Origin of the sequence: Paraburkholderia sp. GAS41 (assembly GCF_050436545.1) — a bacterium.
Lineage (GTDB): Bacteria > Pseudomonadota > Gammaproteobacteria > Burkholderiales > Burkholderiaceae > Paraburkholderia.
This window is the reverse complement of record NZ_JBNDMK010000004.1, coordinates 80,130-103,281: the sequence shown is the minus strand read 5'-3', so window position 1 is coordinate 103,281 and position 23,152 is coordinate 80,130. Positions and strand designations below refer to the sequence as shown.

The following is a 23,152-nucleotide window of genomic DNA, read 5'->3' as shown; positions in this document are numbered from 1 at the left end:
TTCCGTAAAAACAGTGCAGAATAACGGTTACGGCGCGCTTTGGGGCGCGCCGTTTCTATGCGGCATCAGACCGCTCGATAATTTCCTGGAAGGATCACCATGCTGCGGGCTTTGATTTGCGCCAGCGCGTTTGCCGTACCGCTCACGGCAGCCGCGTTTACGGGAGGCGACCTCAACAGGCTGTGCGAGAAAACGGACGTGGCGTCACGCAGTGCCTGCGCCGCCTATATCGAAGGCGCGGCTGACGGCGTCTTCAACACCATCGACGCGATCGGCGGCACCACCGGTCCGCGGGTCGGCCAGTACTTCTGCCTGCCGCAGGACGCCCGCTCGCAACAGTTGACCGATGCGGTGCGCAAGTACATCGCGGAGAATCCGAACGCCGCCGGCTATAACGCCAGCACGGCCATTTCGTTAGGGCTCGGCAAGGCGTTTCCCTGCAGAAGCGGCGAGTAAGACCGCATTGATAAGGCCCGGCGCCTCGCGACGGGCTTGCAACTGACCTCCTCGAGGCGGGTCGAAGTGTCATTCTCACCTGACGAGCGTTGCTGGGCGGCGCGCCGGCAGCGGCGTCTCCCGAACCGAGGAGGACAACAGACATGGGCCGACTGATCGTCGTGTCGAATCGCGTCGCAACGCCGACGGAAACCAAAGGATCCGCGGGCGGCCTTGCGGTTGGCGTATTCGGTGCATTGAAGGACGCCGGAGGCGTGTGGTTCGGCTGGAGCGGCGACGTGGTCAGCGAGACCGTCGCCAACGGCGGTCCGACGCTGGAGCAGGAAGGCGCGGTCACGTTCGCGACTGTCGGGCTCACGCGCAAGGACTACGATCAGTACTATCGCGGCTTCTCGAACGCGACCTTGTGGCCGGTGTTTCACTACCGCAATGACCTCGCGCGGTACGAACGCGAGGAGTATGCAGGCTACCGGCGCGTCAACGCCTGGCTGGCACACCGCCTGATCAAGCTGCTCGAGCCCGACGACGTGATCTGGGTGCACGACTATCACCTGATTCCGTTCGCCGAAGCGCTGCGCTCGGAAGGCATGACCAATCGCATGGGCTTCTTCCTGCACATCCCGTTTCCTGCGCCGCAGATCCTGCTCAATATCCCGCCGCACGAAGAACTGGTGAAGTCGCTGTGCTGTTACGACCTGCTCGGCTTCCAGACCGCCACCGACCAGCTCGCGTTCCACGACTACGTGGTCCGGCATGCGCGCGGCAGCGTGAGCGCGGACGGCCACGCGGAAGCGTTTGGCCGCAAGCTGCGCACGGGCGTCTACCGGATCGGCGTGTTCCCCGACGAGATCGCCGAACAGGCGCAGCGCTACGAAAGCCGCCAGCATGTGCTCGACCTCAAGCAGAGCCTCGAAGGCCGCAAGCTCATCATGAGCGTCGACCGGCTCGATTATTCGAAAGGTCTCGTCGAGCGATTTCGCGCGTTCGAGCATCTGCTGGAGCGCTCGCCCGAATGGCGCGGCAATGTCACGCTGGTGCAGATCGCGCCGCCTACGCGCTCCGATGTCGCCACGTATCAGCAGATCCGCCAGGACCTCGAATACGAAGCGGGGCGCATCAACGGCCGCTATTCAGGCCTCGACTACACGCCGATCCGCTATCTGAACCAGCGGTACGATCGCTGGAAACTGATGTCGCTATTTCGCGAGTCGCAGATTGGCTTTGTCACGCCGTTGCACGATGGGATGAATCTGGTCGCCAAGGAGTATGTGGCCGCGCAGAATCCCGACGATCCGGGCGTGCTGGTGCTGTCGATTTTCGCGGGCGCGGCGGCGGAACTGACCGGCGCGCTGCTGGTGAATCCGCATGATTCCGTTGGCATGTGCGAGGCCTTGCAGCGCGCGCTTTCGATGCCGCTCGAGGCGCGTCAGCGCCGTCACGAGATCAATATGGCCGCCTTGCGCGAGAACGATCTGGGCGTCTGGCGCGATTCGTTCCTGAGCGATCTGCGCAGCGTGCCGCTGCATGGAGCCACGCATGGGCCACGCAGTGCGGGACGGTCGTCCTGATGCGAGGGCGGCCGTCATGCTGAGCGCGCTCGCGATTGCCAACTATCGCTCGCTGCGTGAAGTGATCGTGCCGCTCGGCGCGCTGAATATCGTCACCGGGCCGAACGGCAGCGGCAAATCCAGCGTGTATCGCGCCTTGCGGCTGCTGGCGCAGACCGCGCGCGGCGGTGTGATCGGCGCGCTGGCGCGCGAAGGCGGTCTGCCCTCGACACTCTGGGCCGGCCCCGAGCGTTTCGCGCGCGCCATGCTGACGGGCGACATGCCCGTGCAGGGCACGGGTCGCCGCGAGCCTGTCAATCTGCGGCTGGGCTTTGCCAGCGATACGTTCAGCTATGCCATCGATCTCGGCCTGCCGGCCATCCAGCCGTCCGAGACGGCGTTCGCGCTCGATCCGGTCATCAAGCGCGAATGCATCTGGAGCGGTTCGCTGCTGCGGCCTTCGGCGCTGCTCGTAGACCGTCAGGGCGTGTCGATCCGGACCCGCGGGAACGGCGGTGAATGGCAGACCATTCCGCAGCCGGTCGCGAGTTTCGACAGCATGATGACGGAGTTCTCCGACCCGCGAACCGCACCGGAAATGATCGCGGTTCGCGAGCAGATCCGCTCGTGGCGCTTCCACGACCATTTCCGCACCGATAGCGAGGCGCCGGTGCGCTTACCGCAGATCGGCACGCACACGCCGGTGCTGAGCGACGACGGCGCCGATCTCGCCGCCGCGCTGCAGACCATCCGCGAAATCGGCGACGCCGTGGCGCTCGATGCGGCGATCGAGGACGCGTTTCCCGGTTCGCGCGTGTCGATCGCGAGCCTCGAAGGCCGTTTCGAACTGACGATGCGTCAGCATGGGCTGTTGCGGCCGCTGAAAGGCGCGGAACTGTCCGATGGCACCTTGCGTTACCTGCTGCTGGTCGCCGCGCTTCTCACGCCCCGTCCGCCGGCCTTACTGGTGCTGAACGAACCGGAGACGAGCCTGCATCCCGATTTGCTGCTGGCGTTGGCGCGGCTGATTGCGCAGGCCGCCAGGCATTCGCAGGTGGTGGTGGTGTCGCATGCGGCACGCCTGATCGCGGCGCTCGAATGCGAGAACGGCAGCCGTTCGATCGTGCTCGAAAAGGAACTGGGCGCCACGCGGATAGCCGGCGCAGATGAGCTTGATATACCGCCATGGAAGTGGCCGGCAAGGTAACGCGCCGCCTGATTCGTTTGCGATGCGCTAGTGTGCCGGGATGTTTCTTGACTGTAACAGCGCAAAGGAATTGAAAGGATGGCGGTTTTTTTGGGGCGTAATCGGCAATAATCCTATCCAGGGCAAGCCACCTGGAAACGCTCCGGGTCGAGCCTATAAACAGAACGCATGGGCCGGCACGACCAGCCTGTCGCGTTGATTGGAGACACCGGCGTTGGCCTGGTCGCGCGCCGCTGGCGCGAGGCCGCGTAGCGCAGCATCCTGGCCGTCAGTATCACGGAGACACACGATGAGAATTGCCCAGATCGCCCCTTTGACGGAATCGGTGCCGCCCAAGCTGTATGGCGGGACTGAGCGCGTCGTGTCGTACATCACCGAGGCGCTGGTCGACCTCGGCCACGATGTGACGCTGTTTGCCAGCGGCGACTCTGTCACCAGCGCGAAACTCGAAGCGGTGTGGCCGCGCGCGCTGCGGCTCGATCCAGGCATTCGCGACCGGATTGCGCCGCATATGCTGCTGATGGAACTGGTGCGCCGCCAGGCCGATTCGTTCGACGTGCTCCATTTCCACATGGATTACTACTCGTTCTCGGTGTTCAAGCGCCAGGACACACCGTTTGTCACCACTTTGCATGGCCGGCTCGATTTGCCCGAACAGCAACCGGTGTTCGACACCTTCAACACCGCGCCGGTGATCTCGATTTCGAATTCGCAGCGCCAGCCCTTGCCGCAGGCCAAATGGCTGACCACCGTGTATCACGGGCTGCCTGAGATGCTCTATACCCCGCAGCCGGTCGAGCAGAAGTATCTGGCGTTTCTCGGCCGCATCTCGCCGGAAAAGCGCGTGGATACGGCGATTCGCATTGCCGGCCGTTGCGGGCTGCCCATCCGCATCGCGGCGAAGGTCGACTCGGCCGACCGCGAGTATTTCGAACGCGACGTCAAGCCGCTGCTGGATCTGCCGTATGTGGACTTCATCGGCGAGATTGCGGACGATCAGAAAGCCGAATTCCTTTCGGGCGCGCATGCGCTGCTGTTCCCGATCGACTGGCCGGAGCCGTTCGGTCTGGTGATGATCGAGGCCATGGCGTGCGGCACGCCGGTGATCGCTTTCAATCGCGGCGCCGTGCCGGAAGTACTGGAGGATGGCGTGACGGGCTTCATCGTGGAAGACGAGATCGGCGCCGTGGCGGCCGTGAACCGTCTGCACAAGGTGCCGCGGGCCGGCGTGCGGGCCGCCTTCGAGGCGCGTTTTACTTCGCACCGGATGGCGCAGCAGTATGTTGACGCGTATCAGTCGGTGGTTCGCGCGCAAAAACGCTCGCGCTTCAAGGTGATCGATACGACCACGCCGCGTTGAGCCACGCGTCTCGCGCAGCATAAAAAAACGGCGATGCGTGCAGCATCGCCGTTTTTCATGGGGACCTGGCGTCCCGCATGCCGTGCGCCTAGATATGCAGGCGTGAGACCTTCGTGCCGTTGATCGAAATGTCGCCCATCAGACCGGCGTTCGTCATCACGAACACTTCCACCGGCGCGGTGGCCGTGGTGGTGTCGATGGCGCCGTTCGCGCCCATCTTCACGAGCGCCACCGAAGCGTCGCCGCCTGCGGACCAGCCGTCGGTATTGCGGAATTTGTCGAGCGCGTCCTGCGTCATGAACAGGAAGATGATGGCCTTCGACTGCGCACCGGCCTGCAGGCCGAACGAGCCCGAAACCGTGCTGTAGTAGCCGACCGTACTGCCGCCGACCCGCAGCGAACCCTCGCCATACTGGCCGCCGACAATCAGGCCCGCCTGAATGACCGACGGGAATACGAGCACACCACGCGCCTTCGACACGAGCTCACGCGAACCGGGCACCGTCTGGAAGAGGCGCGACATGGTGCCGTCGACACTGGCGTCGATAGATTGACGCTTCGACATGTCGGTCGCCGCGTTGTCGGGCGTACCCGAGGTCGTGGTACAGCCAGCGAGTGCAAGGCCTCCGAAAGCTAGCGCAACGGTAGTCGACAGCATGAAGTTTCGTCTTTGCATCGTTTTTCTCCATCACGGTTCCTGGGCGCAACCTCTGCGTGTGTTGCCGGGCTGCCTGATTAGTTATATCACACGCAAGCTTAAAGGGTGCAAACCCTCGCTCCGCGAGAACCCTTGCGGGACGGGCGTTCGCGGACAATCTGTAAATTCTTTCGGGTAACTCTGACCGATCGCAACGCAACCTTCGAAGCCCTTCGTTTGCTTAAGACACGACGGCTCTTGCGTCCGCGGCGCGCGCTCGGCACCGCCATGCGGTGGGCGCGATGCAGCCGCAGCCGCGTTACTTTTTACCGATTTCCCATACGTGGAGACGGTCTGGAATAAAAATGAAAGAATTGTGCGAATGTGTTGCACGCAAGCCGCAAGGCGCGATGGCAATCCGCACGGAACCCGCTGGCGCCGGCTTTCAATGATTGGGGGTGCTTTTGACCGACGGTGGGCGGCGCAGCGCGCGGCGAATCCCGCCGATCACCATGCCGATCAGAAACAGCGTAACGGCCGGCACGACCCAATAACCGACGAAGGCGTGCCACAGATAGGCGAAGAGCGTGCTGCGACGCAGGGCATATTCGTCGCGCGCCTCTTGCTGGCGCGGCGCGTTGGCCGCCAGCACAGCGGCCGGACAGCCCGCTGCGCGCGCCTCGTCGGGCTCGCCCCGGCAGCGGGTGGCGGCGCCTGCGGCGCGCTGGGCATCGGTGAGATCCCAGCTGGTCAGCGCACGATCGAGGTCGACGGCGTTATACGCCATCTCCTCCTGGATCTCGCGTACCGCGACGATCGCGACCGGAACCGCCCAAAAGACGATGACGACCAGCCACCGTCTAAACCAGCGGTTTTTGTGTCTCCATACCATTCTTGCCTCCGTTCAATGCTCTGTGGCATCAACGACAAGATGGCGGCCCAATGGCGCGTGGTGTTTTATAGACGGGCCGTCTCCGCAGCAATCATAGAAGAAAATGCTGTATTCGGGCGAACGGACTTTGAAAGGTGGGAAAGCGGCCTGACTGGCGGCGCGCGAAAGGATGAGTCTCCGAGCGTCGCGACCGCGGCCGCGGCGCTCAGGGGCGGGGCGCGCCTAGCTCTTGTTGCTCAGGCACGACGACATGAAGGCCTTGCGGTCATCGCCTTTCTTGCCGGTGGCTTGCGCGTTGCAGGCCTTCATCTTGTCCTGCTGGGACATCGGCGCAGCAGCGGGTTTCGCCGACAGACACGAGGACATGAACGCCTTGCGGTCGTCGCCTTTCTTGTCGCCGGCCTGCTTGTTGCAGGCCGTCATCTTCGACTGCTGGCTGTTCTGCGCGAACGCGGGCGACGCCAGCACGGCGCCGAGTAGGAGGGCAGCGAGAGCGGATTGCATCTTCATGGGACACTCCATCGGTGGTGAAACTGTTATTGATAGTCGTACAACCGGGCGTCACAGGCATCCGTTTGCCCATCGCCGTCGTTATTATGGCAAAGCTGTCAGGTAAAACGGATGACACTGTAGGCCGGTTGACAGGCGCAGGGACAGGTTTTCCCTGGCCTGCAGTCGTGGTAATCGTAGGATGACTGCCGCCCAAGCGGCGTCTGTTTAGTAGCGGAGCTAAACTGATACGGAATCCGAATTGAATACCAGTGTGTAACGGGACATTTCGCAAGCTTAATTCTGCTTTCAACGCGACAGGTATGTCCCACCCATTGGTATCTCAGTCATTCGCTCATCCTTCAATAAGAATCCGGCAGAAAATTCCGTAAATAATGTAATGTCGAACAATTGACGGCATTGACTCGATGCCATTTTTATTGTCCTGTAATTCGTGAGGCGCGACCATGCACTATCTGTTGATCTATGACTTGACCGAGGACTATCTCGAGCGCCGCGCCGCCTGGCGCGACGAGCATCTGAAGCTTGCGTGGGCGGCGGCCGCACGCGGCGAATTGCTGCTGGGCGGGGCGCTCGTCGAGCCGACCGATACCGCGATGTTGCTGTTCGAGGGCGACTCATCCGCTGCCGCCGAAGCGTTTGCAAATGCAGATCCCTACGTGCGTGAAGGGCTCGTTGCGCGTTGGCGTGTGCGAGCATGGATGACGGTGGCAGGTGAGCACGCGTCGCATCCGGTGCGGGGCGCCGCAACGCCATGAGCCGCTCATGATTCGCTCGCGATCCGTTCAGGGGGCATGAAAGTGGGCGTTCATCGATGCGCAGCCACACGACGCGACGTACGCGGCCGGCAATTCATCGCGTGCGCCCGGCTTTGTCCGGCTATAAAAAATCCATAAAAACTTTAAGCGATCTTTACGCCGAAATTCTATGGAAATTCCCCTATCTGGATATGCACAATAGCGGCTAGTGCTGTTACCACTGCCAGGATTTCTGTGGCGGCTTTTGGAAATCCAATGTGACAAATAGAAGAAGATTGTTTCCATCAGTAACATCTGTCATTGCCATATTCATGCAAACCCTGGTGGTGGTATGCTTCCTGCACAATTTCTCCAATGCACGAGTGAGACCACGTTTTATGCCTCGCGATGGGGAAGCTTCGCACTGTCGTAGTGCGGCATTCGCGATCGGGCGGGAACGTAAATACATATTTGTGCAACCGAAGGCGCTACACGAATCGTTCACGCTGAATTCGTGAGTAGCCCAAAGCCACAGCCCGGCCAGGCTGTGTGGAGAACCGCATGTTTTTCGATGAGCTAAGCAATGACGAATGGGCGCTGCTGGCAGCGCTCGTTTCCGACGAGCCAGCGGTCCGTTTGAATCGACGCGGCCGGCCGCGCGCCGAGCCACGTGTTGTGGCAAATGCTGTCCTGTGGATTCTGACCACTGGGGAACCGTGGTCGAAACTGCCGGGCCGCTATCCGTCGGGTCCGACCTGCCGGCGCCGTTTTGAAGAATGGCAATTGAACGGCACGCTTGCCGAGATGATCCGGCTGCTTGCTGTGACGGGGCGCACGTTCGTCTATGTGCCGCAAGCGCCGCAACCGGTGGCGGCGAAGCCTGTCGTGGAGGCGCAAGTGGTCAGCGTGCGCGAAGACCCGCTGCGCGGCGTGAACTGGAAGAGTCCTGAGTCATGGCAGACGCCTGCGGGTGTCACGCAAGGCTGGCGCTCGCTCGATCCGCTCGCCGACATGACCCGACAGCTGGCCGGCACGCTGCCCCACGAAGCGGTGCGTGCCGAGCCGTCTATCGGTCGCGCGGATGCGCGCGGCGGCACGCCGCTGCGCGAGCTTCCGCGTAACCCGTTGCCCATGAGTGCGGCGGCGAGCGGCATGCAGGTCGTCGACCGGCGCGGCTATGTGATCCACGTGGCGGCCGAACGTGTGCCGAACGCGATGTATCGCGCATGGGCGGAGATCGAACAGGATGGCCGGCGCGTTGAACGCTCGGGCCTCGTCGGCCCGCGTTTCGCGGATGCGGACGCAGCGCAGGAGTACGCGCTCGAATGGGCGCGTCAATGGATCGACCGGCAATGCCGTATGTTGAGCGCTGCGTCGAGCGGACCCGCGCCCGGTAGCTTCACGCGGCCCTTGCCGGGTGCACGGCACCTGCCGAATACGCCAGGTGCCGGTGCCACGGACACGCATGGCGACGCCTCGGGAAGCGCGCACGTCGGTGATCACGCCGTTGGACACGCGAGCGGGCAACCAGGCGCGCACGCGCCGAAGCCGCTGGGTGGGTCAATGAGTGGCTCAATGAGCGGCCCGCTGCACAGCCCGATCAGCCCGGTCAGCGCGTCGCGAGCACCGTTGCGCCGCTATCCCGGCGAAGCGTCCACAGACGGCCCAGCTGAACGATTCCCGCTGGCGCCAGAGATTTCCCACGCAGGGTGAATCACGCGGCAACCCGCGGCGGGTAGATGCCACCGCCGCAGGAAATCGCATCGCCAGCAAGCAACTCGCCGCACCGTCTATTGTCGTCCGTACGTATCGTCGAAGCGCACGATGTCGTCTTCCCCGAGATACGAGCCGGACTGCACTTCGATCATTTCCAGCGGCATCTTGCCGGGATTCTCGAGACGGTGAGTCGTGCCCAGCGGGATATAGGCCGACTCGTTCTCCGAGACGATCAGGCGCTCGTCGCCACGCGTGACGAGCGCTGTGCCACGTACGACGATCCAGTGTTCGGCGCGGTGATGATGCATTTGCAGCGACAAACGTGCGCCAGGATTGACGACGATGCGTTTGACCTGGAAGCGCTCGCCGCTATCCACCGAATCGTAATGCCCCCACGGACGATGCACCTTGCGATGATTCGCCGCCTGCGGGTCACCGGCGGCGCGAAGCCGTCCGACAATTTTCTTCACGTCCTGCACGCGCGATTTGTCGGCCACCAGAATCGCATCGGCGGTTTCCACGATGACGAGATCGTGGGTGCCGACGCAAGCGATCAGGCGTCCTTCGGAATGCGCGAAGGTCGAGGCCGCGCCTTCGAACATGACGTTGCCGCGGGCTACATTGTGGGCCCCGTCCTTGTCCGAGATCTGCCAGATCGCATCCCACGAACCCACGTCCGACCAGCCCGCCCGCAACGGCACGACCACGCCGGACGCGACTGACGGCGCGCTGCCGAGTTGCTCCATCACCGCGTAGTCGATCGAATTCGAGGGCGAGGCGCTGAAGGCGTCGCGTTGCAGCCGGAAGAAATCGCCGTCTGCCTTGCCGCCGGCATAGGCCGCCTGGCAGGCTGCGAGAATCGCCGGCTGAAAATGGCCAATCGCGGCGAGCCACGTTGAAGCGCGCATGATGAAGATGCCGCTATTCCACCAGTACTCCCGAGATTCGACATAACGTTGCGCGAGTTCGAGGTGCGGCTTTTCGACGAAGCGGTCGAGCTGGTGCGCCTCGCTCGCGCCGACGCGGCCCAACGGCGCGCCCAGACGGATATAGCCGTAACCGGTTTCCGCGTGCGTCGGTACGATGCCCATCGTGACGATATGGCCTTCGTGCGCGTGCTGCACGCCTGCGGCGACCGCCGCATGGAACGCTTCGACATCGGTGACCGCGTGGTCGGCAGGCATCACCACCATGATGCCGTCATCGTCCTCGGCGGCAATCGACAACGCCGCCACCGTCAATGCCGGCGCCGTGTCGCGCCCGGTGGGTTCGAGGATCAGGCGGCTCGCCTTGCCGCTGGTGCGGAGTTGCTCGGCGGTCGTGAAGCGATGTTCTTCGTTTGCCACCACGATCAGCTGGTCGGCGAGCGGATGTCCGGCTTCGAGCGCATCGAGACGGCGGGTGGTGGACTGCAGCAGCGAGTCGGCGCCTAGCAGGCCGATCAGCTGCTTCGGATGCTGCTCGCGCGACATTGGCCAAAGACGGGTGCCGGAGCCGCCCGCCAGGATGACGGGATGAACCTTCAGCTTGACCTTCAGGGGTGCTGCGGTGTCTGGCCGGATGTCGGCGACGGGCGCCGTAACCGTTGCTGTCATGGTGATCTACTCCTCGGGGCTGGGTGAGTGCGTCGAGTTTTATCACGGCGTAAATGACCAATAAAAGATCGTTATTCGTCGATTCAGAAAAATTAATTGAGTCGCGGAATAAAAATCCATCAATGATTTAAGTTTTATTTCAAAGAATTTGCAAAATATAAAAAATAATCGCAGAAAAATTGGTGTGATTTTTGACTGATCCTGACGCACCCGCGGATGCTCAAAAAGAGGGCGGCAAGCAGAGGTCCCGCGCCGCATAAGGTTCCGCTGAAAAGATTGGCAATCGCGCCAGCGCACCGCCGGAACCGGCAACCAATGCGTCCAATTGCAGCAACAATTACCGAAAAAATCCATAAAAAACTAGGCAAATATGACCGATACATTTTGAGATTTTTTGCGATCTTGCAGTGCGAATTTTAATGCCGCCTTATCTAGGCCTGTACGGGTATCTACTCATCCGGATTGACGCTTTTCGAATTGGGCCGATAAGCACAGGCGCTGAATCCTTTGCCATTGCGTGAGTTGCGCGAGGCACACGAAGCGAGTGCCGTCTACCGGATGCCGATACCTTTCCACGCGGTGCGCACGCCCGCTTACTTCACGGATGGACCTTGACTGACGAACTGAGGTGCAGCGCATGCTGAGCGTTCTATCGAGAATCATCGACATCGCCATGGTCGCACTGGGCGCGCTGATCGCAGCGGCCGTGCACAACGGACATGGGGTCTGGCTGGACGACATGCAGAGCGTCTCGCTGGCGTTCGACTGCCTGCTGGTGGTGGTGTTCTTCCCGGCACTAGGGATCTACCAGTCGTGGCGCGGCAAACCGCTGATGGACCTGCTATTGCGGGTCTCGGGCGCATGGGCGATGGTCGAAACCACCGGCGTGCTGATCAGCTTCAGCCTGCACCGCTCGGACCTGCTGTCGCGCCTGTGGCTGCTGTACTGGGCCGCGGCGGTCATCGTCCTGCTGATCGTGACCAAGGCACTGGTGTACTCGGTCCTCAAGGGCCTGCGCCGCGAGGGCTTCAACCACAAGACAGTGGCAATCGTCGGCGGCGCGCCGTACGGCAAGTTTCTGATCGAACAGATGCGCAGCCATCCGGAAGCCGGCTTCAGTCCTTTGGTGGTGTACGACGAAAGCGGCCCAGGCGATCTTGATCAGGATGCCGAAGCGGTCCACGCGGTGGAAGGTGTGCCGGTGGAGCGTGAGTTCGACGCCATGATCCGGCTGGTGCGCGACCGGGGAATTCGCGAACTGTGGCTCGCGCTGCCGATCTCGAAGGAGAAGACCATCCATCGCTTCGTGATGGAGTTGCGCAACGACTTCGTGAACATTCGCTTCATTCCGGACGTGCGCAGCCTGACGCTGTTCAGCCAGCCCATGGTGGATCTGCTCGGCGTGCCGGCCATCAATCTCGCGGCTTCGCCGATCACCGATCTGCGCGTGCTGCCCAAGCGCGTGTTCGACCGCCTGTTCGCCTTCGGCGCGCTCACCGCGCTGGCTCCGCTGATGCTCGTCATCGCGGTGATGGTGAAGCTGTCTTCGCCGGGGCCGGTGTTCTTTCGCCAGAAGCGTAAGGGCATCGACGGTCACCAGTTCGAGATCTACAAGTTCCGCTCGATGAAAGTGCATGCGGAAGTCGCTGGCAAGGTGACCCAGGCAACGCGGCGCGACCCGCGCATCACGGCTGTAGGCGCGTTCCTGCGCCGCACCAGCCTCGATGAGCTGCCGCAGTTCATCAACGTGCTGCGTGGCGAGATGTCGGTAGTCGGGCCGCGTCCGCACGCGCTCGCCCACGACGACATCTACAAGGACCTGGTGAAGGGCTATATGCACCGTTACCGCATCAAGCCGGGTATCACCGGCTGGGCGCAGATCAACGGCTACCGGGGCGAGACCGACCGCATCGAAAAGATGATGGGGCGCGTGAAGCTCGACCTGTACTACATGCAGAACTGGACGTTCTGGCTCGACATCAAGATCGTTGTACTGACGTTCTGGAAGGGCTTTGTCGGCAGCAACGCTTACTGAGCCACGGAATCACCAGGCAATCCTTAAGCGGGCGCCGGCAGGCAAGACGATGCAGGCGCCCTGTTTCAGAACCATTCAAATCTCCGAGGTGTAATTCATGAACCTGACGATCATTGGTAGCGGTTATGTGGGCCTCGTGACCGGCGCCTGTCTTGCCGACATCGGCAACGACGTGTTCTGTCTCGACCTCGATCAGCGCAAGATCGATGTGCTCAACAGTGGCGGCGTACCGATTCATGAGCCGGGTCTGCAGGAGATCATTGCGCGCAACCGTCGCGCAGGACGCCTGAAGTTTTCGACGGACGTCGCCGAGGCGGTGGCGCACGGCGATATCCAGTTCATCGCAGTCGGCACGCCGTCGGACGAAGACGGTTCGGCCGATCTGCAATACGTACTGGCCGCCGCGCGCAACATTGGCCGCCATATGACCGGCTTCAAGGTGATCGTCGACAAGTCGACCGTGCCGGTCGGCACCGCGGTACGCGTGCGCAAGGCCATTGCCGAAGAGCTGGCCGCGCGCGGTGCGCAGCATATGTTTTCGGTGGTGTCGAATCCGGAGTTCCTGAAAGAGGGCGCAGCCGTCGAAGACTTCACGCGGCCCGATCGCATCGTGCTTGGCTGCGACGAGGACATGCCCGGCGAGAAGGCGCGCGAACTGATGAAGCGGGTCTACGCGCCGTTCAATCGCAACCGCGAACGCACCTTGTATATGGACGTGCGCTCGGCCGAGTTTACCAAATACGCCGCCAACGCCATGCTCGCGACGCGCATCTCCTTCATGAACGAACTGGCGAATCTGGCCGACCGCGTCGGCGCGGACATTGAAGCGGTGCGGCGCGGCATCGGCTCGGACCCGCGCATCGGCTACGACTTCCTGTACGCGGGTTGCGGCTACGGCGGTTCATGCTTCCCGAAGGACGTGCAGGCGCTGATCAATACGGCGGTCGAGCATCGCGCGGGCCTGCGCATTCTTGAAGCGGTCGAAGCCGTCAACGAAACGCAGAAGAAGATTCTCGCGCACAAGATCGTGGCGCGCCTGGGCGAAGACCTGTCGGGCCGGACCTTCGGTGTGTGGGGCCTTGCGTTCAAGCCCAACACCGACGACATGCGCGAAGCCCCGAGCCGTCCGCTGATTGCGGAACTGCTCAAGCGCGGCGCGCGCGTGAAGGCCTACGACCCGGTGGCGGTCGATGAGGCGAAGCGGGTTTTCGCGCTCGACCTGCAACATGTGCCGCAACAGCTCGCACGGCTCTCGTTCGAGAGCGAAGAAATGGACGTGGCACGCGGCGCCGATGCGCTGGTGATCCTGACGGAATGGAAAGTCTTCAAGAGTCCTGATTTCGGCAGCCTCAAACAACATCTGAAGACGCCGCTGATTTTCGATGGCCGCAATCTGTATGAGCCGGAGGCGCTGCAGGAACTCGGCATCGAATATCACGCGATTGGCCGCCAGCATGCGCAGCGCGAAGCCTCGGCCCGTGCCGGGTCGCACGCGGCTAGCCACGCCGTCAGCGCGACGGCTGCGGCACGCTGAATTCAAGCGAGGGAGTCCGCCTATGTTCGCCAACGTACTGATTGTCTGCCACGCCAACGTTTGCCGGTCGCCGGCCGCCGAGATGCTCTTCAAGGCGCGCCAGCGCGCGGCCGACGGCACCGACGGGTGTGCGCGGCGCGCGATCAGGTTTCATTCGGCGGGCATTCGCGCCGTCGACGGCTACGCCATGGACCCGATCATGCGCCGCCTGCTTGCCGAGCGCGGGGTGGTCTCAGGCGCGCATCATGCGCGCCGTCTGAATCGCCAGATCGTGCGTGACGCGGAACTGGTGCTGGTGACCGAACGCCGCCAGGTGAAGGACGTCGAGGCGCTCGATCCGGCTTCGCGCGGCAAGGTCTATCCGCTGGGACAGTGGGAGGACTCCGACGTAGCCGATCCGCATGGCGGCGCGGAAACCGAGTATCGCGAGAGCCTCGTGCTTATCGAACACCTGGTCATGGGATGGCTGAAAAAAATATGCTGAAACGAAATCTCACTGTTGCACTTTTGCTGACGTCCTTTCTGTCGGCCTGCGTGACCGCGCCTGGCAACTATCTCGACACCTCCAGCCTCAAGGAGGATTCGTCGAGCAAGCCGGCCGAGACTTATCCAGTTCACCTGATCGACTCGGATCTCGTCATGAGCGAGGCTCAGCAGGCGGCTGAGCATCAGACGATCCTGCCGCCCGGCAAGTACAGCGATCCGTCGCAGTACGTCTACCACGTGGCGCCGCAGGACATACTCGGGATTACCGTCTGGGATCACCCCGAACTGACGACACCGAACGGCAGCACGCTGTCGACCGGCGACAACACCACGCAGACGCTCGCGGGCGCCGTGCAACAGCCGTATACCACGGCCTTGCCGGGCCAGGCCGACCCCTATGGGCAGACGGTCGCGCCCGACGGCACGATCTTCTTCCCGTTCGTGGGCCGCATGCAGGCGGGCGGCAAGACAGTGGGCGACATCCGCAGCGAACTGGCGGCGCGTCTGGTGCCTTACATCCGCAATCCTCAGGTGGATGTGCGGGTGTTGTCGTTCCGCAGCCAGAAGGTGCAGGTGACGGGCGAAGTCAAATCGCCCGGGCCGCTCGCGCTTAGCGACGTCCCGCTCACGCTGCTCGACGCGATCACGCGTTCGGGCGGCAGCACGTCGATAGCGGATATCCAGCGCGTGCGCCTGACCCGCAACAAGCAGCTCTATGTGCTCGACGCCAACAGCCTGCTCGATAAGGGCGATACGCGCCAGGACGTGATGCTGCAGGCCGGCGACATCATCAACGTGCCGGATCGTGAAGATAGCCGCGTGTTCGTGATGGGTGAGGTGAAGAATCCGCAGACCGTCTCGATGTTGAGAGGACGCCTGACGATTGCCGACGCGCTGACCCAGGCCACCGGGATTCTCGATACCGACGCGAATCCGCGCCAGATTTACGTGCTGCGCGGCATGAAGGATCACCCGACCACGCCGGAAGTCTATCGCCTCGATATGACCCAGCCGAACGCCATCATGCTGTCGTCGCAGTTCCAGTTGCAACCGCTGGACGTGGTGTACGTCGGCACGGCGCTTTCCACGACCTTCAACCGCGTCATCCAGCAGGTGTTGCCGGCCATCCAGTCGGTGTTCTACATCAAGGAATTGGCCAACTAGGCGTTTGACCTGCCTCGGATCCTGGGCTGTGCGAAACAATGCGCAGCCCAGGGATCCGGGGCGACCCAACCTGGATCGAATTGTGAGCACTCAAGTAAATCCTCATATGGCCATGCCGGCCAGGACCGAAGAAGAGGACGTCGTCCTCGGTCAACTGCTGCAGGTTCTTCTCGACGACATCTGGTGGCTGATTGCCATTGCGGTGACGATCGTCACGATGGCCGCGCTCTACTGCTTCGTGGCGAAGCCGATCTATTCGGCCGATGCATACGTCCGGGTGGAAACGTCGGACAACACCTCGCAGGCCCTCACGCAGACACAGACGGGCGCGGTGATTTCGAGTCCGCAGACGACGCTGCCCACCGACGCCGAGATCGAGATCATCAAGAGCCGCGGCGTCGTCGGCCCGGTGGTGCAGCAGTGCAAGCTGAACTTCTCGGTCGAACCGAAGACGATTCCGCTGCTCGGCAGCCTCGCCGCGCGGCTCGCTACGCCTGGTGCGCCAGCCCGTCCGTGGCTCGGTCTCACGAGCTATGCGTGGGGGGGGGAACTTGCCGATGTCGACAGCGTCGAGGTCGTTCCAGCGCTCGAAGGCAAAAAGATGGTGCTGACGGCGCTGTCCGATACGCAGTACGAACTGCGGGCGCCAGATGGCATGCTGCTGTTGCGCGGCGTCACGGGTCAAACCGAACAGGGCGGCGGCGTCACGATGCGGGTCAACAAGCTGGTGGCGCGTGCCGGCACGCAATTCACGGTGATGCGCGCGAACGACCTCGACGCGATCACCGCGTTTCAATCGGCGGTCAAGGTGGAGGAGCAGGGCAAGCAAACCGGCGTGATCGAAATCTCGCTCGAGGACAAGGACCCGGCGCATGCCGCGCTGGTCGCCAACGCACTGGCCGAGTCGTATCTGCGCCAGCACATCGCCACCAAGCAGAGCGATGCGAACAAGATGCTCGAATTCCTCAAGAGCGAGGAACCGCGTCTGAAGGGCGACCTCGAACGGGCGGAAGCCGCGCTCACCGCGTATCAACGCCAGTCCGGCTCGATCAACGCCAGCGACGAAGCGAAGGTCTATCTGGAAGGCAGCGTGCAGTACGAGCAGCAGATTTCCGGTCTGCGCCTGCAGATCGCTTCGCTCCAGGAGCGCTATGGCGACGAGCATCCGCTCATCAAGGCCTCGCGCGAGCAGATGGCCGAACTCGAAGCACAACGCGACAAGTACAGCGACCGTTTCCGCGATCTGCCGGCCACCGAAGTCAAGGCCGTGCAGTTGCAGCGCGATGCCAAGGTGGCCGAAGACATCTACGTGCTGCTGCTCAATCGCGTGCAGGAGCTCTCGGTGCAGCGGGTCGGCACCGGCGGCAACGTGCATATGGTCGACGAGGCGCTGCGTCCGGGCACGCCGGTCAAGCCGAAGAAGCTGCTGATCGTGTCGGCTGCGGTGATTCTCGGTCTGATTGCCGGTGCCGGTTTCGTGTTCCTGCGCCGTAATATGTTGAAGGGCATCGACGATCCAGAACGCGTCGAACGCATGTTCCACCTGCCGATCTATGGGCTCGTGCCGCTCTCCGCCGAACAGGCCGTGCTCGAAAACTCGTTCGAGCGCGGCGGCAATCGTCTGCGTTCAGTGCTGGCCGACGCAAAGCCGAAGGACGTCTGCATCGAAAGTCTGCGCAGTCTGCGCACGTCCATGCAGTTCACGATGCTGGACGCGCGCAACCGCGTGGTCGTCCTCACGGGCCCGATGCCTGGCGTGGGCAAGAGCTTCCTCACCGTCAATCTGGCGGTGCTGCTCGCGCATTCCGGCAAGCGCGTGCTGATGATCGACGGCGATATGCGGCGTGGCGCGCTCGAACGTTACGTCGGCGGCGCGCAGAACAACGGTTTGTCCGAACTGCTGAGCGGGCAGATCTCGCTGGAAGAGGCCATTCGCCCCACCAGCGTGGACGGTCTGAGCTTTATCTCCTGTGGCCAGCGTCCGCCGAATCCGTCGGAACTGCTGATGTCGCCGCGCCTGCCGCAGTATCTCGAAGGTCTGGCCAAGCGCTACGACGTAGTCCTGATCGATACGCCACCGGTGCTGGCCGTGACCGATGCGTCGATTATCGGCGGTTACGCCGGCTCGACCTTCTTCGTGATCCGTTCAGGCATGCATAACGAAGGTGAAATCGCCGATTCGTTGAAGCGCCTGAAAGCGGCCGGCGTGCATGTGCAGGGCGGCATCTTCAACGCCATGCCGCAGCGCGCCCGCGGCGGCTACGACCGCAGCTACGCCGCAGTGCAGGAATACCTGAGTGCGTGAGGAATCCCGATAAGGAGCATGAAGCGATGAAAGTAACGGTACTGGTTCCCACCTTTCGCCGCCCCGGCGATCTGGCGCGCTGCCTCGCCGCGTTGCAACGGCAGTTGCGTGCGCCCGACGAAGTGATCGTCGTGGCGCGTCCCGACGACACCGCGACCCATGTGTGCCTGCGCGATCCGGCAGTGATCGGCGCGTTGCCGCTCTCGGTGGCGCTGGTCGAGATACCGGGGCAGGTTGCCGCACTCAATCGCGGCCTCGACGCCGCCAACGGCGACGTGATCGCGATCACCGACGACGATGCCGCGCCGCGCCCCGACTGGGTCGAGCGGATCGCCGCCGCGTTCGCGAACGATGCGCGTCTGGGCGCGCTGGGTGGACGCGACTGGGTGCACGAGAAGGGACGTGTGCTGGACGGCGAACGGCCGCTGGTGGGCAAAGTGCGGCCATCCGGGAAGATCATCGGCAATCACCACCTGGGGGTGGGCGGGGCGCGCGAGGTCGATCTGCTCAAGGGCGCCAACATGAGCTACCGGCGCGAGGCGGTCCGCAAGATCCGCTTCGACGCGCGTTTGCGCGGCGCGGGCGCCCAGGTCCATAACGACATGGCCTTCAGCATGAGCGTCAAGAACGCGGGCTGGAAGCTCGTCTACGACCCGCGGGTGGCGGTCGACCACTACCCGGCTGAACGCTTCGACGACGATCGCCGCGATGCGCAAACGCTGATGGCGGTGCGCAACGCCGCCTACAACCTGCATCTGATCCTGCAGGACCATCTGCCGCCGCTGCGCCGCGAGGCCGCGTGGTGGTGGTACGCGCTGGTCGGCACACGGGTCTATCCGGGCTTTGCGCATGTGGTGCTCGCGCTCGCTTCGAAGCAGGGCCGCACGCGTGTGTCGCGCTGGCGCGCGGTACGCACGGGCGCTCACGAAGCGCGCCGCGCAGCGGCCTCGTAATGCGTGTTCGCCCCATGACCACACTGCGCGAGCTCGCACCGGGGCCGGCGCGGCCCTGTCCTCGCAAACTGATTCACCCCGCAGACCGGAGCGCCTGAATGAGTACGAAAGTCCACGTTCATCTGTTTTACGGCGCCGATCCACGCTTCTATCGCCAGGGCGACAACATCGGCTGCCTGTACGGCTATCACCATGCGGAGTCCGAAGCATTCGCATTGACCTATTCACAGGATGCGCGCGAAAACGCGCCGGTGCGGCTGCTGCGCCGGGCGCTGAAGACGGTGCTCGGCTTCGATCTGATCCATACGTTGCGCAATCGCGACGAGATCCTGCGCTCGGACGTCATCTGGACGCATACCGAGCACGAGTACCTGTCGGTCGCACTGGTGCTGCTGCTGAGCGGCCGCCGTGCGGCACCGCCGTTGTTGCTTGCGCAAAGCGTGTGGCTGCTCGACAAATGGCCCACTTACGGGATGCTGCGGCGCTGGCTGTATCGCAAGCTGATCGCGCGGGCCGACGTGCTGACCACGCTGGCTAGCGAGAACGCCGGGTTGTGCGAGCGCTACCTGGGGCGCAAGGCGACGCACGTGTTCTATGGCCTGAACACCCTCGATTTTCCGGTCAGGATGCCTGATGAATGGCAGCCGCATACGCCGGTGCGGATCGCCGCGATCGGCAACGACCGCGACCGCGACTGGGAGACGCTGATCAAGGCGTTCGGCAACGATTCCCGCTATACGGTCAGGCTTGCGACGCGGCGCCGGATTCCCGCCACGCTGCGCGCCTCGAACGTGGAGATTGCCCCTGCTGCCGGGCTGAAAAAGGCCCGCGAACTGTACGACTGGGCCGATGTCGTGCTGGTCCCGCTGCGGCCGAATTCGCACGCCTCAGGTATCACCGTGATGCTGGAGGCCGCGGCGCTCGGCAAGCCGATGGTGGTCACCAATGTGGGCACGCTCAACGACTATTTCCCGTACCGCGCGGCGGCTTATGTGCCGCCGTTCGACCCCGCCGCCATGCGCGAGGCGGTCGACCGGCTGGCCGCGTCGCCGGCCGAAGGCTTGCGCCAGGCGCGTGCCGCCGCGGAACAGCTGCTATCGCGCGATCTGACCACGCGTCAATTCGCCATGCAGCATGTTCGCATTACTGAGGAACTGCTGCGCCGGCGCGCCGCGCCGAGTGGCCGTACGGCCGACGAGCGGCGCACACCGGTCACGGTGCAGCGTCCGTCTCGCGGAGGTCGCTAACCGATGTCAACGATCGCGCGTAGCGCTGCGAGCGGCGCCGTCCGCCGCCTCAAAAGCGATCCGATGGAATGGGGGCCGCCCGCCATGCTGTGGTGTGTCACCGTGCTGCTGATCGGCGCGCATCAGGGGACGGTGCTCACGCTGGCGTTTCCGGTGCTCGCCACGCTGACGGGTCTCTGGCTGTATTTCAAAAGCCCGGCGCGCTACGTGGGCTTCATGTGGTGGCTATGGTTTCTGAGCCCTGAAGTGCGACGCCTTGCCGACTGGTCGAAGGGCGCATTCACGCCGACCAGCCTGATCCAGGTCGCGCCGCTGGCCGTCACGATGATCAGCGGGCTATCGCTGCTGCGTCATTACCCGGTGCTCGCGCAGCGGCGCGGCTTGCCGGTGCTGCTGATTCTGGCGGGACTCGCGTACGCGTTCATGGTCGGTGTCGTGTCGAGCGGGCCGCTCGCGGCCACTTACGACCTTGCCAACTGGCTCTACCCGATCCTGATCGGCTTTCACATCATGGCGAATACGCGGGACTATCCCGCGTATCGCGACACCATCATCAACACCTTTATCTGGGGCATGCTGGTGATGGGCGGCTACGGTCTCGTGCAGTTCGCCATCATGCCGCCGTGGGATGCGCTGTGGATGCTTGGTTCGCAGATGAACTCGCAGGGCGACCCGGTGCCGATGGGCGTGCGCGTGTTCAGCACGATGAACTCGTCCGGCCCGTTTGCGTTTGCGATGATGGGCGCGATGGTCTACGTCATGGCCGCGAATCACCGCGTGCGCTGGATCGCCGCCACGCTGGGCTTCTTTGCATTCGGCCTGAGCCTCGTCCGTTCGACGTGGGGCGGCTGGGTCATCGCGTTGCTGATCCAGCTGGTCAAGTCGAACAACCGCGTGCGGCTGCGCATTGTCGGCAGCGGAATTCTGCTGGCCGGCCTGTGCGTGCCGCTACTGGCGGTGGGCCCGGTGGCCGACCGGATGCAGACGCGTCTGAACAGTATCGTCAATCTCAAGGACGATCAGAGTTATGCCGCGCGTAACGAGTTCTACGCGACCTTCGCGAAGACCGCGTTTACCGACGTTTCCGGCGAAGGCATGGGCGCGACCGGCACGTCCACCAAGCTGTCTAACGACGGCGGGCAGCTCGGCCAGTACGGCAATTTCGACAGTGGCGTGATGAACATCCCGTTCGTGCTCGGCTGGCCCGGCACGTTGCTGTACCTGTCCGGCATCCTGTGGCTGCTGGTGCGGGCGGTGCTGACTTCGTTCAAGATGCGCGACGACAAATTCGTCTCCGCTTCGTTGAGCCTGGGTCTCGCGATCTTCGCGATGCTGGTGTTCACCAATTCGCTCGTCGGTACAGGCGGATTGCTGCTTTTCATGAGTCTTTTTTCGATCCTCTCCGCGGCGCACTGGCAAAAGCAGCAGCGTCGCCGGGAGTTCATTCTGCACGGAGGCACCTGATTGAGAGTCGCCATAGTCACGCACGTGGTGCGCCATAACGACGGCCAGGGGCGCGTCAACCATGAGATCGCGCGTGCGGCCCTTGACGCGAATATTGCCGTGACGCTCGTCGCCTCACACGTGGCGCCGGACCTGCTCGCGCATCCGTCGGTTCGCTGGGTGCCGATGAAAATCGGCCGCTGGTGGCCGACCAATCTGCTGCGCCAGCAGGTGTTCGCGCTCAAAAGCGCGCTCTGGCTGCGCAGGCACCGCAGCGAGTTCGACGTGCTGCACGTGAACGGCTTCATCACGTGGATGCGCGCCGACGTGAACACCGCGCACTTCGTGCATAGCGGGTGGTTCGGCAGCAAGTACTATCCGTTCGGGCTGACCAAGGGGCTGTGGTCGGCGTATCAGTTTGTCTATACGCGCGCGAATGCCTCGCTCGAACGCTGGGCGTATCGCCGCTCGCGCGTCATCACGGCGGTCTCGCAGAAAGTGGCCGATGAGATCCGCGCGATCGGCCTCACGCCGCGCAACCGTGTCGACGTCATCTATAACGGCGTCGACACTCAGGGTTTTGCAGCGGCACACGGCGATCGCGCGAAATTCAAGCTGCCGGATGACGCTTTCCTGCTGCTCTTCGTGGGCGATCTGCGCACGCCGCGCAAGAACCTCGGCACGGTGCTGGAAGCGTTGCGTCATTTGCCAGAGCATGTGCATATCGCCGTAGCAGGGTATTTGCCTGGCAGTCCGTATCCGGAGCAGGCGCGCGCACTGGGCATTGCTGACCGGGTGCATTTTCTCGGCCTGGTGAAGGAGATGCCGGTGCTGATGCACTCCGTCGATGCGTTTGTGTTTCCGTCGCGCTACGAGGCGATGAGCCTGTCGTTGCTCGAAGCGATGGCAGCAGGCTTGCCGGTCGTCACGGCACGCACGGCGGGCGGCGCGGAGATCATCACGCCCGAATGCGGGATCGTGCTTGAGGATCCGGACGACCCCAAGGCGCTCGCCGGCGCGATTGCACGCCTGGCCGAATCCGACGAGGCGCGCCGCGCCATGGGCGTGGCGGCCAACGAGCTTGCCACCGGCTTTGGCTGGGCACGCATGGCGGCGCAGTACATCGCACTGTACCGGCAACTGGCGGGACAGCAGGAGGGCCGGCAGCGCGCCGGTGCGACGGCCAATGCGGAACCGCTCGCGGCGAGCGGGCTGGCGGGCCATCAGGGAATCGAAACAAGGCATATCGAACTGATCGGTGCCGGATATACGCGCACTGGATACAAGGAGGCCGAATGAACGCACCCACGGCCTTACATGAACTTTCA

The 23,152-nt window shown here is 63.3% G+C and carries 19 protein-coding genes; 15 read left to right on the top strand and 4 right to left on the bottom strand.

All coding sequences use genetic code 11. The features are described 5' to 3' along the window. Positions 1-99: 99 nt before the first annotated feature. From P3T43_RS08480 to P3T43_RS08465, 4 genes are all read left to right on the top strand, one after another. Positions 100-456: a Rap1a/Tai family immunity protein gene (locus P3T43_RS08480; RefSeq protein WP_429280595.1), complete on the top strand. Its 357-nt coding sequence runs from the start codon at positions 100-102 to the stop codon at positions 454-456. A gap of 143 nt (positions 457-599) precedes the next feature. Continuing rightward, complete coding sequence (gene otsA / locus P3T43_RS08475) at positions 600-2,024, top strand: alpha,alpha-trehalose-phosphate synthase (UDP-forming) (protein WP_429280594.1); 1,425 nt, start codon at positions 600-602, stop codon at positions 2,022-2,024. 16 nt (positions 2,025-2,040) lie between these two features. After that, positions 2,041-3,210, top strand: a complete 1,170-nt coding sequence (locus P3T43_RS08470) for an AAA family ATPase (RefSeq protein ID WP_429280776.1) — start codon at positions 2,041-2,043, stop codon at positions 3,208-3,210. Positions 3,211-3,499: 289 nt separating this feature from the next. Next, positions 3,500-4,570, top strand: coding sequence for a glycosyltransferase family 4 protein (locus P3T43_RS08465; RefSeq protein WP_429280593.1), 1,071 nt, complete (start codon positions 3,500-3,502; stop codon positions 4,568-4,570). A gap of 88 nt (positions 4,571-4,658) precedes the next feature. On the opposite strand, the gene P3T43_RS08460 is transcribed toward P3T43_RS08465, so the two are convergent. The 3 genes from P3T43_RS08460 to P3T43_RS08450 form a co-directional block, all read right to left on the bottom strand. Beyond that, positions 4,659-5,246 (bottom strand): BPSL1445 family SYLF domain-containing lipoprotein, encoded by a 588-nt coding sequence (locus P3T43_RS08460; RefSeq protein WP_429280592.1) that lies wholly within the window; start codon positions 5,244-5,246, stop codon positions 4,659-4,661. Between the two features lie 406 nt (positions 5,247-5,652). Further along, on the bottom strand, positions 5,653-6,099 hold the full coding sequence (locus P3T43_RS08455; RefSeq protein ID WP_429280591.1) for a hypothetical protein: 447 nt from the start codon (positions 6,097-6,099) through the stop codon (positions 5,653-5,655). A 222-nt stretch (positions 6,100-6,321) separates the two neighbouring features. Next, entirely contained in the window at positions 6,322-6,609 is a 288-nt protein-coding gene (locus P3T43_RS08450) for a PsiF family protein (RefSeq protein ID WP_429280590.1), read from the bottom strand. A 446-nt stretch (positions 6,610-7,055) separates the two neighbouring features. Here P3T43_RS08450 and P3T43_RS08445 point away from each other — a divergent pair, with 446 nt between their 5' ends. Together P3T43_RS08445 and P3T43_RS08440 are read left to right on the top strand one after the other, a co-directional pair. Continuing rightward, on the top strand, positions 7,056-7,367 hold the full coding sequence (locus tag P3T43_RS08445) for a YciI-like protein (RefSeq protein WP_429280589.1): 312 nt from the start codon (positions 7,056-7,058) through the stop codon (positions 7,365-7,367). Positions 7,368-7,907: 540 nt separating this feature from the next. Continuing rightward, positions 7,908-9,059 (top strand): DUF6566 family protein, encoded by a 1,152-nt coding sequence (locus P3T43_RS08440; protein ID WP_429280588.1) that lies wholly within the window; start codon positions 7,908-7,910, stop codon positions 9,057-9,059. Between the two features lie 77 nt (positions 9,060-9,136). Here the strand turns inward: P3T43_RS08440 and P3T43_RS08435 are convergent, their stop codons facing one another. Then, positions 9,137-10,657, bottom strand: a complete 1,521-nt coding sequence (locus tag P3T43_RS08435) for a mannose-1-phosphate guanylyltransferase/mannose-6-phosphate isomerase (RefSeq protein ID WP_429280587.1) — start codon at positions 10,655-10,657, stop codon at positions 9,137-9,139. Between the two features lie 637 nt (positions 10,658-11,294). On the opposite strand from P3T43_RS08435, the gene P3T43_RS08430 reads away from it, so the two are divergent. From P3T43_RS08430 to P3T43_RS08390, 9 genes are all read left to right on the top strand, one after another. Further along, the gene (locus tag P3T43_RS08430; protein ID WP_429280586.1) at positions 11,295-12,692 is read left to right on the top strand and encodes an undecaprenyl-phosphate glucose phosphotransferase; all 1,398 of its coding nucleotides are present in this window, start codon (positions 11,295-11,297) and stop codon (positions 12,690-12,692) included. A 97-nt stretch (positions 12,693-12,789) separates the two neighbouring features. Beyond that, on the top strand, positions 12,790-14,226 hold the full coding sequence (locus tag P3T43_RS08425; protein ID WP_429280585.1) for a UDP-glucose dehydrogenase family protein: 1,437 nt from the start codon (positions 12,790-12,792) through the stop codon (positions 14,224-14,226). A gap of 22 nt (positions 14,227-14,248) precedes the next feature. Further along, positions 14,249-14,710, top strand: coding sequence for a low molecular weight phosphotyrosine protein phosphatase (locus P3T43_RS08420; RefSeq protein WP_429280584.1), 462 nt, complete (start codon positions 14,249-14,251; stop codon positions 14,708-14,710). After that, entirely contained in the window at positions 14,704-15,876 is a 1,173-nt protein-coding gene (locus tag P3T43_RS08415) for a polysaccharide biosynthesis/export family protein (RefSeq protein ID WP_429280583.1), read from the top strand. Before P3T43_RS08420 ends, P3T43_RS08415 begins: the two co-directional genes overlap by 7 nt. A 106-nt stretch (positions 15,877-15,982) precedes the next feature. Next, entirely contained in the window at positions 15,983-18,181 is a 2,199-nt protein-coding gene (locus P3T43_RS08410; RefSeq protein WP_429280775.1) for a polysaccharide biosynthesis tyrosine autokinase, read from the top strand. A gap of 26 nt (positions 18,182-18,207) precedes the next feature. Beyond that, positions 18,208-19,134: a glycosyltransferase family 2 protein gene (locus P3T43_RS08405; protein WP_429280582.1), complete on the top strand. Its 927-nt coding sequence runs from the start codon at positions 18,208-18,210 to the stop codon at positions 19,132-19,134. A gap of 98 nt (positions 19,135-19,232) precedes the next feature. Then, complete coding sequence (locus P3T43_RS08400) at positions 19,233-20,381, top strand: glycosyltransferase family 4 protein (protein WP_429280581.1); 1,149 nt, start codon at positions 19,233-19,235, stop codon at positions 20,379-20,381. Positions 20,382-20,384: 3 nt separating this feature from the next. Then, positions 20,385-21,845 (top strand): glucose-6-phosphate isomerase, encoded by a 1,461-nt coding sequence (locus tag P3T43_RS08395; protein WP_429280580.1) that lies wholly within the window; start codon positions 20,385-20,387, stop codon positions 21,843-21,845. Beyond that, the gene (locus P3T43_RS08390) at positions 21,846-23,123 is read left to right on the top strand and encodes a glycosyltransferase family 4 protein (protein ID WP_429280579.1); all 1,278 of its coding nucleotides are present in this window, start codon (positions 21,846-21,848) and stop codon (positions 23,121-23,123) included. Positions 23,124-23,152 lie beyond the last annotated feature (29 nt).